Genomic DNA, 13506 nt, shown 5'->3' with positions numbered 1-13506 from the left:
CGTCTTGACAAGCCAAATCCGGCCCGTTCCGCCATGCTTGAGGCTGCCATGAGTTCACCGTCCAGTGAAAGTTCCGAGGGGGCTGCCCGCCGCAAGGGCCCCGCGCGCCTGCTCGGGCGCACCCTCAACAAGGCGTGGGATGGAAACATCTTCTCCGAGTCGGCGGAGGCGGCGTTCTGGCAGACGCTGTCGCTGCCGCCGCTGCTCCTGGGCCTGCTGGGCAGCCTCGGCTTCATGGGCGACTGGTTCGGCCAGGGGTTCGTGACCACGGTCCACGACCGGATCATCACGTTCACCGAGAAGATCTTCAGTTCCAGCGTTGTCGACCAGATCATCGAGCCCACGGTCGACGACATCCTGACCATCGGCAAGGGCGAGATCGTGTCGGTCGGGTTCCTGATCTCGCTGTGGGCGGGTTCGTCGGCGATGTCGTCGTTCGTCGACGCGATCACGGTCGCGCACGACCAGTACGGCGTGCGCAACGAGGTCTGGCAGCGGATCTTCGCGCTGCTGCTGTACCTGGCCAGCCTGGTGCTGCTGGTGGTCGGCCTGCCGGTCATCGCGATCGGGCCGGACGTCCTGATCGACTTCCTGCCGGACAGCTGGGCGCCGACGATCTCGACGTGGATCAGCTGGCTGTACTACCCGGTGATCGGCCTGCTGCTGGTGCTCGCGGTGGCGACGCTGTACAAGCTGGCGCTGCCGCGGCGGCTGCCATGGCATCGCGGGCTGCCCGGCGCGGTGCTGGCGATGGTGATCTTCCTGCTGGCCAGCATCGGGCTGCGGATCTACCTGTCGTGGATCACCAGCACCGGCTACACCTACGGCGCGCTGGCCACGCCGATCGCGTTCCTGCTGTTCACGTACTTCATCGGGATGGCCATCGTCGGCGGCGCCTACTTCAACTCCGCGATCCAGGAGCTGTGGCCCGCGAAGATGACCCGGCGCCAGCGCCGCCGGTGGCGCCGGCTGGAGATGGAGCGCGCGCAGGAACGCATGCGCGACGAGCAGCCGTCACTGTGGGAGCGCACGACGCAGCCGCTGCGGAAGCCGCGCAAGCAGGAGGACCCGCCCGCCGAGGCGGAGAGCGGGGACTCCGACGACCTCGCGGATCAGTCGTCGCCCTTGGGGCCGGGACGCAACCCCTCGTAGATCTCCTTGCAGGCCGGGCACACGGGTGAGCCGGGCTTGGGTGAACGGGTGACGGGGAAGACCTCGCCGCACAGCGCCACCACGTACGTGCCCATGACCGCGCTCTCGGCGATCTTGTCCTTGCGCACGTAGTGGAAGACCTTCGGCTGATCGCTGTCGGTCTCCTCGGTGGACTCCGGGCGGGTGTCGACCTCGGGCAGCGTCGATGTGCTCATGCCCCCATTTTGCCGCAGGTCCCCGGGCGGCCGACACTCCGGCTTCTGTACCTACTGGTATGTACAGTGTCTGCATGCCTCTCGTCCGCATCGACGCACTGCCCACCCACGACGACAGCACGCTGGAGGCCCTCGGCGACGCGGTCCACCAGGCGATGACCGGGACGATCGGGTTCCCCGAGGACGACCTGTTCCAGGTCATCACCTCGACCGGGCTGTTGCGCCATGGCACCTACCCGGGGATCCGCGCCGGGACCACGGCGTCGTGTTCGTCGGCATCACCATGCGGGCCGGGCGCAGTTATGCGCAGAAGAAGGCGCTGTACGCGCGCATCGCGGAGCTGGCGGCGGAACGGGCCGGGATCGAGCCGCGCAACGCTGGTGTGCGTCACCGAGAACCAGCCAGTGGACTGGTCCTTCGGGGAGGGGGTGGCGCAGTATCTGGAGTGAAGGGAGTGATCGCCGATGACCGTTCCCCGCGTAACCCGCCCGCACATGCCCGGCTACGGCACCCTGCCCGCCGACCAGGGCACCGGCCTGCTGCCCTGGTCCTGGGCGCTGAAACGCCTGACGGACTCCCACGACTACTGGGTGGCGACCGTGTGGCCGGACAGCCGCCCGCACCTGATGCCGGTCTGGGCCGTGTGGCACGACGAGGCGCTGTGGTTCTCCTCGTCGCGCGGCGCCCGGAAGGTGCGCAACCTGGAGGCGAACCCCGCGGTGACCGTCTCCACCGGCGACGCCCTCAACCCCGTGGTGGCCGAGGGCGTCGCCGGGGTGGTGCGGGATTCGGTGTCCCGCCAGGCGTTCCTGGACGTGGTCAACGCGAAGTACCGCACGAGCTACGACCTGGACTTCCTGAACACCGACGACACCGCGACCGTGCGGGTGCGGCCGCGGTGGGTGTTCGGGCTCGACGAAAGCGACTTCGGCGGCTCGCCCACCCGCTGGGACTTCACCTGATCGCGTCGGTGAAGATGGTTCCTCGTGACAACTCCGATCACCCTCTCCGACGAGGTAGCCGACGCCGTGCACAGCGGACGCGCGATCGTCGCACTCGAAAGCACGATCCTGTCCCACGGTCTGCCGCCCGGCCGCAACCTCGCGGTCGCGAACCGGCTGGAGGAAACCGTGCGGGCGGCCGGAGCGGTGCCCGCCACCATCGCCGTGCTCGACGGCGTCGCGCACGCCGGGCTCTCCCGGGCGCAGCTGGAGCGCGTGTGCGCGGCCGACGCCGGTCTGGACAAGCTGTCCCTGCGCGACCTCGGTCCCGCGATCGGGCTCGGCCGCTCCGGCGCGACGACGGTGGCGAGCACGTCCGCGCTGGCGCACGCGGCCGGGATCGGGGTGTTCGCGACCGGCGGGCTGGGCGGTGTGCACCTCGGGGCGGGCGAGTCGTGGGACGTCTCGGCCGACCTCGGTGTACTGGCGCGCGTGCCGGTGCTGGTGGTGTGCTCGGGTGTGAAGTCCGTGCTCGACATCGCCGCGACGCTCGAGGTGCTGGAGACGAATTCGGTGCCGGTGCTCGGGTACGCGACCGGCGAATTCCCCGCGTTCTACCGGCGCTCGTCCGGGTTCGAGGTGCCGTGGCGAGTGGACGATGCCGCTTCGGCCGCCGCCGTCGTCGCGGCCCACCGGCGGGTCGCGTCGTCGGGCGTGCTGCTGGCGAATCCGATCCCGGCGACGGCGGAGATGTCCGCGGAGCTGCACGACCGGCTGCTGGCCGAGGGGCTGGCGCTGCTGGACTCGCGCGGGGTGCACGGCAAGGAGGTGACGCCGGTGCTGCTGGAGCACTTCCACACCGCCAGTGGCGGGGTGAGCCTGGACGCCAACGAGGAGCTGGTGGTGTCCAACGCGCGGGTGGCCGCCGAGGTCGCGGTGGAGCTGGCGTGAAGATCGTCGTGGTCGGGGACGCCGGGCTGGACGTGGTGGCCCGGCACGAGGGTCCGGTCGTGTACGGCGGCGACTCGCGCTCACAGGTGCGCTTGACCGGCGGCGGCGCGGGTGCGAACACCGCGGTGTGGCTGGCGCACGCCGGCGCCCAGACGACGTTGATCGCCCGGGTCGGGGACGACGCGGGCGGACGGCTGGTGCGGGCCGAACTGGAGTCGGCGGGTGTGTCGTGCGCGTTCGCCGTGGACCCGGAAGCCCCGACGTGCTGCGTCGTGGTGCTGGTGGACGGTTCCGGACAACGCAGCATGCTGCCCGACCGGGGCGCGATCGCCCGGTTCTCGCCTTCGGACATCGAGCCGGCGGTGCTGGCGGGAGCCGATCACCTGCACCTGTCCGGGTACGTGCTGCTGGACCCGTCGTCCCGGCCCGCGGGCCTGGCCGCGCTGGCGGCCGCGAAGGAGGCGGGGCTGACCACGTCGGTCGACCCGCAGGCGGCCGCGTTGATCACCGACACGTTCCTCGATGACGTGCACGGCACGGATCTGTTGCTGCCCAACACGGCGGAACTGCTGGCACTGACCGGATCCGACGATCCTCTCGTGGCGAAAACCTTGCTGGACACGGTCGGCGCGGTGGCCGTGACATCCGGTCTCGATGGTGCGACGTGGGTTTCACCGGATGGCGTGGTGAGCGTGCCCGCGGAAGAGGCGGAGTGCGTGGACTCCACCGGGGCCGGTGACGCGTTCGATGCGGGGGTTCTGGCGGCGTGGGTACGGGGTGAGTCCATTGTGGAGGCGCTGCGGGCGGGGGTGCGGCTGGGGGCTCGGGCGGTGACCAAGGTCGGGGCTCAGCCCTGATTGGGTTGCGTAGCCGCTACGCGGGTTTCTCAAGCGCCGTGCTCGCAAGCTCGCAATGGATTCGCCCCTCCCGGACCCGATCCTTCAGTGTTTGAGCGATCGAGCAGGGACGTCCTGATCGACCACTCAAGCAGGCCGGGGATCGGTTGTGGGAGAGGAAAGCCCGGTAGGCAAGGCGCCGGGTCGCCTCCCATTGCCGGGCGCCAGCCGCGAACGTCGAGTTCGCGCCCCGGAGCAGCCAACACGGCGCCCGGAGCAGCAAACACGGTGCCCGGAGCGGCAAACACGGCGCGGCGCGCGGCGTGTTGGCCGCTCGCGCTGGCGTGTTTGCCGCTCCGGTTGGCGTGTTTGCCGTTCCGGGCGGCGTGTTTGCCGTTCCGGGACGCCCACCACCTACACAACCGGCGCCCGGCGACGAAACCCAGCCACCAGCCGCCCAGCGCTCCCCCGCACCCCGATCCACAGCCCAGTTCTGCGGACGATCAGGCGGGGTCAAGGTACTCTTTCCCGCCTTGACGCCGCCTGCTCGGCCGGAGAAACAATGAAAAATCGGGGCGGCCACAATCGGGGCGTAGCGAAGCGAAGCCGGCGCTGGAGACACGCGCGTAGCGGCTACGAGTCAGCCGTCGATGATCCGGTGTTCCCGCTGCTCAAGGGCCTTCGCCTCGGCCTGGTACCGGCTGACGTTCTCCCGCTTGCGCGGAGGACCGTCGTTGGCGATCAGGACCGCGATCCACGGCAGCGGGATCGAGATGACGATGAACAGCAGCGCGAGCCACCACGTGTGGTAGAAGATCCCGGCCAGCACCAGGCACGGGAACCGCATGCCCATCATCAGCATGTACTTGCGCTTGCGGGCGGCGTGCTCGTCCTCGTACGACGGGGCGGCTTCGGTGATGAGAACGGGGGCGTCCTCGTCTCCGGTACCCCGTGGGGACCTGTTCACGCGACCACCTCCTGTCCCTCCATGCTGCCACTTCCCCCGCACCGGCGATACTCGGGTGGGCGTTAAATCCCGCACCACTCCGCGCCGATCCGGGTCAGGATCTCCACCGACTCCGCCAGCCGGGTGATCGAGCACCACTCGTCGGTGACGTGGGCCTGCTCCGGCTGCCCCGGCCCGCAGATCAGCGTCGGCACGCCGCCCAGCGCGGGGGTCAGCACGGAGGCGTCGGTGAAGTACGTCGCCGTCGCCACCTCCTCGCCCGCGCCGGTGACCTGCCGGGCGATCGCCGACGCCGAGGCCGCCCACTCGTCGCCGGGGTCGGTCCAGACCGGCGGCAGGTCGATCAGCGGCGTGACCGCGACCCCCTCGCCCGCGACCGCCGCCAGCGCCCGCAGCAACTCGCCGTGGTCCTGCCCGGCGACCGTGCGCACGTCGGCCGTCGCCACCGCCCGGTCGGGCACCGAGTTCGTGTTCAGGCCGCCGGTGAACGTGCCGACGTTGAGCGTCGGCGGCCCCATCACCGGATGCGGTTCGACGTCGAACCGGTGACCGGCAAGCCGGGACACCGCCCCGGCCAGCTTGACGACCGCGTTGTCCCCCAGGTGCGGCATCGACCCGTGCGCCGTCACGCCGGTCGCGAGCGCCTCCAGCCACAGCGCGCCCTTGTGCCCGTGGAACGCGACATTGGCCGTCGGCTCGGCGATGACCAGTGGGCCGCTGCGCCCCAGCCGCCCGGCGACGAACCGTGCGCCCTGCGAACCGGTCTCCTCCGCCGCGGTCAGCACGAGCCGCAGCCCCGACCGCCGCGAACGGGACCGCGCGACCGTCACCGCCGCCGTCACGATGGCCGCGACTCCGGCCTTCATATCGCTCACGCCGCGCCCGTACAGCCGGTCGCCGTCGGTCTCACCGGCGAACGGGTCACGCTGCCACCGCGCCCCGCCCAGCGGCACCGTGTCCACGTGCCCCGACAGGCACAGCGGTGGCGTGTCGTGCCCGGTCTCCCACTCGGCGACGAGCGTGCCGCGGCCGGGTTCGTGCTCGAACACCTCGGTGCGGAACCCCGCGTCCGCCAGCAGCGGCGCGACGACCTCCAGCGCGGCCGTCTCCGCGTGCCCCACCGTGTCCACCGCTGTCAGCGCGCGGGTGAGAGCGAGTGCGTCGGTCATCGGTCCCTCCAGACTCAGTACCCCGTCCTGCCGTCGATCCGTTCCCGCAGCAGGTCGGCGTGCCCGCTGTGGCGGGCGTACTCGGCGAGCAGGTTCACCATGATCCGCCGTAGTGACACCGGTTCACCAGAGGCGGCGTGCACGCCCGTCACCTCCAGCGACGGCGCGTCGGCCACGATCCGCCGCGACTCCTCGCATTCGGCGCGCCACACGGCCAGCGCTTCCGCCGGATCGCCGTCCAGCCGCTCGAAGTCCTGCTCCGGATCGTCGTCCGAGTAGTACAGGAGCGGCACGTCCTCCCCGCGGAACTGGATGCGGAACCACCACCGCTCGACCCCGGCGAGGTGCCGCAACAGCCCGTGCAGGGACAGCCCCGACGGCGGGATCGGCTTCTCGGACAGGCGATGCGGCGGCACACCGCCGCATTTCAGTTCGAACGTCTGCCGGTGCCAGTCGAGGTAGGCACTGAGGATCTTGCGCTCGTCACCGGTCTTGGGCAGGGGTTCGCGGATGTCCTCGGCCCACAGCTGGGCGAAGTTCGCGACGGGTATCTCGGTCATGCGCCGAGCGTGCCACCACCCACCGACAAAAACGTGAGCGCGCCCACGACGAGGGTCTCCACCCCGGTCCGCAGAGTCGGATGGAGGACCGGCGCGAAGTACGGCGAGTGGTTGGACGGAACGTCCTGTTCGAACCGCCCGGCCGTGATCGCCCGCAGCACTTTCTCCTGGTCCAGCCCGCCGACCAGCCAGAACACCGAGCGGGCACCTGCCGCGCGGCCGAACTCGCCGAAGTCCTCGCTGCCGGTGACCAGCGGCGCGTCCATTACTCGCTCGGCGCCGAAGTATCCCTTGAACGCGTCGGTGAGAGTCCCGTTCGCGGGCTCGTCGTTGGTGGTCACCGGGAAGGACGCGACCGGCGTGATCTCCGGCGGCCGGGGCGCGGCCGCCACCTCCGCCTCACCCCTGACGATGCGCTCGACCGCGGCGAGCACGCGACGGCGGACCTGCTCGTCGAAGGTCCGGATGTTGACCTCCAGCACCGCTTCGTCGGCGATGACGTTGTGCGCGGATCCGACGTGCATCGATCCCACCGTGACCACGGCCTGCTCGGTCGCCGCGACCTCCCGCGACACGATCGTCTGCAACCGCATCACCACCGACGCGGCCAGCACCGCCGGATCGACGGTCGTCTCCGGGCGCGAGCCGTGCCCGCCGCGGCCGTGCAACACGATCCGCAGCGCGTCGGTCGCCGCCATCAGCACACCCGGCCGGGTCAGGACCCAGCCCGCCGGGCCGGGCGCGACGTGCTGGCCGAGCACCACCTCGGGCGTGCCGGTGCGGTCGAACAACCCGTCCCGCACCATCGCCTCGGCGCCCGAGCCCTTCTCCTCGCCGGGCTGGAACACCACGGCGAGCGTGCCCTGCCACGCCGTCCGGTGCCCGGCGAGCACGCGGGCGGCGCCGTCGAGCCAGGTGGCGTGCATGTCGTGCCCGCACGCGTGCATCACCGGCACCTCGTCGCCCTGCGCGTTCGCCGCGCGGGCCTCGCTCGCGTACGGCAGGCCGGTCTTCTCCGCGACCGGCAGCGCGTCGATGTCGGCGCGCAGCATCACGACCGGACCGGGACCGTTGCGCAGCACCCCGGCCACGCCCGTTCCGCCGATTCCGGTGTGCACCTCGTACCCGGACGCGCGCAGCCGCGCCGCGAGCGCCTCGGCCGTCCGGTGCTCGGCGAACGACAGCTCGGGGTGCCGGTGCAGGTCGACGTACAGCTCCTCCAGCTCCGGCAGCATCGCGTCGAGTCCCGCGAGCGCCGACGCCCGGTCGGTGGTCGTCATGCAGCCATCACAACACAGCTCCGGCACCCGCGTGGGAGGATTACCCACCGTGAGCATCCCCCGCTTCTCGGACGACTTCCTGGCCCGCCTGCGCGAGGCCTTCCGCCGCACGGGTTACGACGCCGACGGAGTGGTCGGCGCACTCGGCGGCGCGGCACACGCGGCGCTGGGCCGCGGCGAACCCGAACTGGCCTTCCGCGCCAGCGCGGACGCCGGCGAACTCGGCACGCTCATCCGCCTGTTCCTGCTCGGCGCCGCGGAACCGGAGGCGGCCGTGCGCGCGGCGCTGGCCCCGCTCTCGCCGGGCGACGCGCGGGAGGCCGGTCTCGTGCACGGCGGTGACCAGGTGCGCGCGGGCCTGGACGTGCGGCCGCACGGCGACGAGCAGGGGTCGTGGTGGGTCGTGTCGGACCTGGACTCCGACGCGCTCGGCGCGGAGGTACCGCCCGAGCACGTGCTCGGCGTCGGGCATGCGTCGCTGAGCCTGATCCGCGCGACGACGCGGCGGCCCGTGGGCAGCCTGCTGGACCTGGGCACCGGCAACGGGGTGCAGGCCCTGCACGCGACCCGGCACGCGCGGCGGGTGACGGCGACCGACGTGTCGGAGCGGGCGCTGGCGCTGGCGGGGGCGACCTTCCGGCTCAACGAGCTGGACGTGGAGCTGGCGCGGGGCGAGTGGTTCGCGCCCGTGGCGCGGCGCCGCTTCGACCAGATCGTGTGCAATCCCCCGTTCGTGGTGGGCCCGCCGCGCGTGGACTACACCTACCGTGACTCCGGGCTCGGTGGCGACGACGCGAGTGCCCTGGTCGTGCGGCAGCTGCCCGGGTTCCTGACCGAGGGCGGCACCGGTCAGCTGCTCGCCTCCTGGTTGCACGTCGACGGCGAGGACTGGGCCGACCGGGTGAGCCGGTGGCTTCCGCCCGCCACGGACGCGTGGTTCGTGCAACGCGACGTAGCCGATCCCGGCCTCTACGTCGGCACCTGGCTGCGCGACGCGGGCATCGATCCCCGCTCCGATCGTGGGCGCGCCAAGGCCGCGGACTGGCTCGACTGGTTCGCGGAGAACAAGGTGCAGGGCATCGGCTTCGGGTTCGTGACGCTGCGCCGCACGGACGCCGCCCACCCGACGGTGGTGTGCGAGGACCTGCGCCAGGCCTACGACGATCCGCTGGGCCCGGAGGCGGGTGCGTGGCTGGACCGCGTGGACTGGCTGCGGGACCACGGTTCCGAGCTGCTGGACACGCGGTTCCGGGTGCCGTCGTCGGTGCTGCTGGAGCGCGTGTCCGCGCCGTCCGACGAGGGCTGGGACACCACAGTGCTGCGCCTGCACCGCTCGGACGGGCCCGGCTGGCAGCACGAGATCGACGAGCCGGTGGCCGCGTTGCTGGCCGGGTGCCGCGGCGCGCTGCCGCTGTCGGACCTGGTGTCGCTGCTGGCGGCCGGGCACGGGCTGGACGAGGAGGCGCTGACCGCGGGGGTGCTGCCGCTGGTGCGCGAGCTGGTCCGGCACGGCTTCCTGGAGGCCGTGTGAGGGCCGTCGCGGCGCGCGTGACCGAGGCGGGCGTCACGGTCGACGGCGAGGTCGTCGGCGCGATCCGGGAGCCGGGACTGCTGGTCCTGCTGGGCATCCACGTTTCGGACACCGAAGACAAAGCGGTCACCATGGCGCGCAAGCTGCACCAACTGCGCGTCCTGCGCGACGAGGAGTCGTGCGCCACAGCGGACGCCCCACTGCTGGTGGTGAGCCAATTCACGCTCTACGGAGACACCCGCAAGGGTCGCCGTCCATCGTGGACCCAGGCCGCCCGCCCGGAGGCCGCGCTGGCGCTGTTCGACCGCGTCGTCGCGGAGCTGCGCGGGCGCGGAGCCCGTGTGGCGACCGGGAAATTCGGCGCCACGATGGCGGTGCACAGCGTGAACGACGGACCGTTCACCGTCCTCGTCGAGGTCTAGACCACCCGTACCGGACCCGGGGTTCTCAGCAAAACCTCAGCTTTGGTGGAGCAACCCGGTCCGGTAATCCGCCGTCCTCATGTGGAGAAGGCGGGAACGTTTTGGCAACGACCGGCGTTGGAACCATTGTCCAGCCGACGAGCTGGACTCGCGTGAGTGGAGCACTCCACAGGATCCACCCACGCGGCGAGGAGCCGGTGTGACGCACCGAACGTGTCCGCCCGTGACCGGGGAGGCAGAACATGTCAGTACAGACTCTCGAGCGCCCGACTCGTGAGGTCCCCGAGCCCGACACCGAGCCCGCCGTCGAGACCAGCGTACGCCCTTCGCCGAACCTCGACGCGGATCTCGACGCACAGGGCCCGGCCGCGGACCTCGTGCGGGTCTACCTCAACGGGATCGGCAAGACCGCGCTGCTGTCGGCCGCCGACGAGGTCGAGCTCGCCAAGCGCATCGAGGCCGGGGTGTTCGCGCAGCACATGCTCGACACCGCGGCGAAGCTGAGCCCGCAGCGCCGCAAGGAGCTGCAGGCGCTCGTGCGCGACGGCCACCGCGCCAAGAACCACCTGCTGGAGGCCAACCTCCGGCTGGTCGTGTCGCTGGCCAAGCGCTACACGGGGCGGGGGATGCCGCTGCTCGACCTGATCCAGGAGGGGAACCTGGGCCTGATCCGCGCCGTGGAGAAGTTCGACTACTCCAAGGGGTTCAAGTTCTCGACGTACGCCACGTGGTGGATCCGCCAGGCCATCACCCGCGGCATGGCCGACCAGGGCCGCACCATCCGGCTGCCCGTGCACCTGGTGGAGCAGGTCAACAAGCTGGCCCGCATCAAGCGTGACCTGCACCAGCAGCTCGGCCGTGAGGCCACCAACGAGGAGCTGGCCGCCGAGTCGGGTATCGCGGCCGAGAAGGTCGCCGACCTGCTCGACCACGCCCGCGACCCGGTGAGCCTGGACATGCCGGTGGGCACCGACGAGGACGCCCCGCTGGGCGACTTCATCGAGGACTCCGAGGCCACCGACGCCGAGAGCGCCGTCATCTCGGGCCTGCTGCAGGACGACCTGCGCCGGGTCCTGGCCACGCTCGACGAGCGGGAGCAGCACGTGATCCGGATGCGCTACGGCCTCGACGACGGCCAGCCGCGCACCCTCGACCAGATCGGCAAGCACTTCGGGCTGTCCCGCGAGCGGGTCCGCCAGATCGAGCGCGAGGTCATGTCGAAGCTGCGCCAGGGCGAGCGGGCCGAGCGCCTGCGCGCCTACGCCAGCTGACGGGCCGGATCGAAGCAGGGGACGCAGGGCCATTCCGCGACTACGCGGGGTGGCCCTGCTTGCGTTTGCCGAACAACTCGATCGGCCCTGTTGACGTGAGACGTAGGTCACGTCACCGTGGAAGCAACGTTTCGTGAGTTTCTTACGTCCTTCGGACGGTGACTTCGCGGTGGGTGCCCTGTGCTCCCTTCCGCTTTCCCCGGAAGGTCGGGTCCGTCGGGGTGGGCCCGGCCTTCCGACTTTCTGGCTTCGATCGCGACCGAAGAACTCACGCACGGAAACGTGGAACTCGCGCTGCGCGGCCGCCACCCGGCAACGCAACGCAACCCACCCCCCGAACCACACCTCTCCCGCAACCCGATCCCCAGCCTCATCGGTTGCCCAGCCGCGCGCAGCGCAAGAACACGTGTAGCGGCGACAGAAGCCCCAACAGAAGAGGTAACCGCCACACCGCACCGTGGGCAAGCACGCGCAGGCGGTAACGTCAAGGGCCCCGAATTGCCTGCAAGGGAGCCCGAGTGACCACCACCACCTTCCAGTACACCGATGTGCTGCCGCTCGGTCCGGATCACGAGACCGAGTACCGCCTCGTGACGGACGAGGGTGTCCGGGTAGTCGAGGCCGCCGGACGGAAGTTCCTGGAGGTCGACCCCGGCGCGCTGACGAAGCTGGCCCGCACCGCCATCACCGACATCCAGCACCTGCTGCGCTCGTCGCATCTGGCGCAGCTGCGTGCGATCGTCGACGATCCCGAGGCCAGCGGCAACGACCGGTTCGTCGCGATGGACCTGCTGCGCAACGCGGCGATCTCGGCTGGCGGTGTGCTGCCGATGTGCCAGGACACCGGCACCGCGATCGTCATGGGCAAGCGCAGCCAGGGTGTGCTGACCGGCGGCAACGACGAGGAGGCGCTGGCCCGCGGGATCTTCGACGCCTACCAGGAGCTCAACCTGCGTTACTCGCAGATGGCGCCGGTGAACTTCTGGGACGAGAAGAACACCGGCACGAACCTGCCCGCGCAGATCGAGCTGTTCCACAAGGATGGCACCGGCGACCCGGTCTACGAGTTCCTGTTCATGGCCAAGGGCGGTGGCTCGGCCAACAAGACGTTCCTCTACCAGGAGACCAAGGCCGTCCTGAATCCGAAGCGGCTGGCGAAGTTCCTGGACGAGAAGCTGCGCGGCCTGGGTACGGCGGCCTGCCCGCCCTACCACCTGGCGATCGTCGTGGGCGGCACGTCGGCCGAGTACAACCTCAAGGTCGCCAAGCTCGCCTCGGCCCGTTACCTGGACAACCTGCCGCAGGAGGGCTCGGCGCTGGGCCACGGCTTCCGGGACACCGACCTGGAACAGCAGGTGCTGGAGATGACCCGGCAGTTCGGGATCGGCGCGCAGTTCGGCGGCAAGTACTTCTGCCACGACGTGCGGGTGATCCGGCTCCCCCGGCACGGCGCGTCGTGCCCGGTCGGCATCGCGGTGTCCTGCTCGGCGGACCGCCAGGCCAAGGCGAAGATCACCGCCGACGGCGTGTTCATCGAGCAGCTGGAGCGCGATCCGGCCCGTTTCCTGCCGGAGGTGACCACCGAGGATCTGTCCGACGAGGTGGTGCAGGTCGACCTGAACCGGCCGATGGACGAGATCCGCGCGCAGCTGGCGTCGCTGCCGGTCAAGACCCGGCTGTCGCTGACCGGCCCGCTGGTCGTGGCACGCGACATCGCGCACGCGAAGATCGCGGAGCGGCTGGAGGCCGGCGAGGAGATGCCGCAGTACCTGCGTGACCACCCGGTGTACTACGCGGGCCCGGCGAAGACCCCGGACGGTTACGCGTCGGGGTCCTTCGGGCCGACGACGGCGGGCCGGATGGACTCCTACGTGGCGCAGTTCCAGGCCGCGGGCGGGTCGTTCGTGATGCTGGCCAAGGGCAACCGGTCCAAGCAGGTCACGGCGTCCTGCCAGGAGCACGGTGGCTTCTACCTGGGCTCGATCGGCGGCCCGGCGGCGCGGCTGGCGCAGGACTGCATCAAGAAGGTCGAGGTCCTGGAGTACCCCGAGCTGGGGATGGAAGCCGTGTGGAAGATCGAGGTCGAGGACTTCCCCGCCTTCATCGTGATCGACGACAAGGGCAACGACTTCTTCGCCGAGACCTCGGAACCGGTGCTGCAGATCAGTTTCCGCTCCTGACGCGAAGGGGCGCCACCCACGCGGGTGGCGC

At 70.9% G+C, this 13506-nt stretch carries 13 protein-coding genes and 1 pseudogene; 9 read left to right on the top strand and 5 right to left on the bottom strand.

All coding sequences use genetic code 11. The features are described 5' to 3' along the window. The first annotated feature begins 48 nt into the window (after nucleotides 1–48). Nucleotides 49–1152, top strand: coding sequence for a YihY/virulence factor BrkB family protein (locus HNR02_RS19660; RefSeq protein WP_179774611.1), 1104 nt, complete (start codon nucleotides 49–51; stop codon nucleotides 1150–1152). Here the strand turns inward: HNR02_RS19660 and HNR02_RS19655 are convergent. Beyond that, the gene (locus HNR02_RS19655) at nucleotides 1113–1367 is read right to left on the bottom strand and encodes a DUF3039 domain-containing protein (RefSeq protein ID WP_179774610.1); all 255 of its coding nucleotides are present in this window, start codon (nucleotides 1365–1367) and stop codon (nucleotides 1113–1115) included. The genes HNR02_RS19660 and HNR02_RS19655 overlap by 40 nt on opposite strands. Between HNR02_RS19655 and HNR02_RS36510 the strand changes: the two are divergent. The 4 genes and pseudogenes from HNR02_RS36510 to HNR02_RS19635 all read left to right on the top strand — a co-directional run. Next, a pseudogene (locus HNR02_RS36510) lies at nucleotides 1358–1558 on the top strand (tautomerase family protein); the annotation flags it as partial. The gene HNR02_RS19655 and the pseudogene HNR02_RS36510 sit on opposite strands and share 10 nt — an antisense overlap. Before the next feature lie 273 nt (nucleotides 1559–1831). Next, complete coding sequence (locus HNR02_RS19645; RefSeq protein ID WP_179774609.1) at nucleotides 1832–2329, top strand: nitroreductase/quinone reductase family protein; 498 nt, start codon at nucleotides 1832–1834, stop codon at nucleotides 2327–2329. A gap of 24 nt (nucleotides 2330–2353) precedes the next feature. Beyond that, nucleotides 2354–3259, top strand: coding sequence for a pseudouridine-5'-phosphate glycosidase (locus tag HNR02_RS19640; RefSeq protein WP_179774608.1), 906 nt, complete (start codon nucleotides 2354–2356; stop codon nucleotides 3257–3259). After that, nucleotides 3256–4116 (top strand): carbohydrate kinase family protein, encoded by an 861-nt coding sequence (locus tag HNR02_RS19635; protein WP_179774607.1) that lies wholly within the window; start codon nucleotides 3256–3258, stop codon nucleotides 4114–4116. Before HNR02_RS19640 ends, HNR02_RS19635 begins: the two co-directional genes overlap by 4 nt. A gap of 619 nt (nucleotides 4117–4735) precedes the next feature. On the opposite strand, the gene HNR02_RS19630 is transcribed toward HNR02_RS19635, so the two are convergent. The 4 genes from HNR02_RS19630 to HNR02_RS19615 all read right to left on the bottom strand — a co-directional run bounded on the left by HNR02_RS19630 (nucleotide 4736) and on the right by HNR02_RS19615 (nucleotide 8071). Continuing rightward, nucleotides 4736–5062 (bottom strand): DUF3099 domain-containing protein, encoded by a 327-nt coding sequence (locus HNR02_RS19630; protein WP_179774606.1) that lies wholly within the window; start codon nucleotides 5060–5062, stop codon nucleotides 4736–4738. A 62-nt stretch (nucleotides 5063–5124) separates the two neighbouring features. After that, nucleotides 5125–6231, bottom strand: coding sequence for a M20 family metallopeptidase (locus tag HNR02_RS19625; RefSeq protein ID WP_179774605.1), 1107 nt, complete (start codon nucleotides 6229–6231; stop codon nucleotides 5125–5127). A 14-nt stretch (nucleotides 6232–6245) separates the two neighbouring features. Continuing rightward, nucleotides 6246–6791 (bottom strand): DinB family protein, encoded by a 546-nt coding sequence (locus tag HNR02_RS19620; RefSeq protein WP_179774604.1) that lies wholly within the window; start codon nucleotides 6789–6791, stop codon nucleotides 6246–6248. Beyond that, entirely contained in the window at nucleotides 6788–8071 is a 1284-nt protein-coding gene (locus tag HNR02_RS19615) for an amidohydrolase (RefSeq protein WP_179774603.1), read from the bottom strand. Before HNR02_RS19615 ends, HNR02_RS19620 begins: the two co-directional genes overlap by 4 nt. Nucleotides 8072–8120: 49 nt before the next feature. Between HNR02_RS19615 and HNR02_RS19610 the strand changes: the two genes are divergently transcribed. The 4 genes from HNR02_RS19610 (at nucleotide 8121) to HNR02_RS19595 (ending at nucleotide 13475) form a co-directional block, all read left to right on the top strand. Continuing rightward, nucleotides 8121–9602 carry a DUF7782 domain-containing protein gene (locus HNR02_RS19610; protein WP_376772889.1) on the top strand — a complete coding sequence of 494 codons (1482 nt, stop codon included), beginning with the start codon at nucleotides 8121–8123 and terminating at the stop codon, nucleotides 9600–9602. After that, entirely contained in the window at nucleotides 9599–10024 is a 426-nt protein-coding gene (dtd, locus tag HNR02_RS19605; RefSeq protein WP_179774601.1) for a D-aminoacyl-tRNA deacylase, read from the top strand. The genes HNR02_RS19610 and dtd overlap by 4 nt, the downstream gene beginning before the upstream one ends. A 242-nt stretch (nucleotides 10025–10266) precedes the next feature. After that, nucleotides 10267–11295 carry a sigma-70 family RNA polymerase sigma factor gene (locus HNR02_RS19600; RefSeq protein WP_179774600.1) on the top strand — a complete coding sequence of 343 codons (1029 nt, stop codon included), beginning with the start codon at nucleotides 10267–10269 and terminating at the stop codon, nucleotides 11293–11295. A 518-nt stretch (nucleotides 11296–11813) separates the two neighbouring features. Then, complete coding sequence (locus HNR02_RS19595) at nucleotides 11814–13475, top strand: fumarate hydratase (RefSeq protein ID WP_179774599.1); 1662 nt, start codon at nucleotides 11814–11816, stop codon at nucleotides 13473–13475. The last annotated feature ends 31 nt before the right edge of the window (nucleotides 13476–13506 follow it).

The sequence above is a fragment of the Amycolatopsis endophytica genome, assembly GCF_013410405.1.
Taxonomy (GTDB): domain Bacteria; phylum Actinomycetota; class Actinomycetes; order Mycobacteriales; family Pseudonocardiaceae; genus Amycolatopsis_E; species Amycolatopsis_E endophytica.
The sequence above is the reverse complement of the archived record's forward strand: the minus strand, read 5'-3'. Positions and strand labels throughout refer to the sequence as shown.

Coding starts and splice junctions, on each gene's coding strand:
- HNR02_RS19660 (WP_179774611.1), top strand. CDS start 49: ATGAGTTCACCGTCCAGTGAAAGTTCCGAGGGGGCTGCCCGCCGCAAG.
- HNR02_RS19655 (WP_179774610.1), bottom strand. CDS start 1,367: ATGAGCACATCGACGCTGCCCGAGGTCGACACCCGCCCGGAGTCCACC.
- HNR02_RS19645 (WP_179774609.1), top strand. CDS start 1,832: ATGACCGTTCCCCGCGTAACCCGCCCGCACATGCCCGGCTACGGCACC.
- HNR02_RS19625 (WP_179774605.1), bottom strand. CDS start 6,231: ATGACCGACGCACTCGCTCTCACCCGCGCGCTGACAGCGGTGGACACG.
- HNR02_RS19620 (WP_179774604.1), bottom strand. CDS start 6,791: ATGACCGAGATACCCGTCGCGAACTTCGCCCAGCTGTGGGCCGAGGAC.
- HNR02_RS19615 (WP_179774603.1), bottom strand. CDS start 8,071: ATGACGACCACCGACCGGGCGTCGGCGCTCGCGGGACTCGACGCGATG.
- HNR02_RS19600 (WP_179774600.1), top strand. CDS start 10,267: ATGTCAGTACAGACTCTCGAGCGCCCGACTCGTGAGGTCCCCGAGCCC.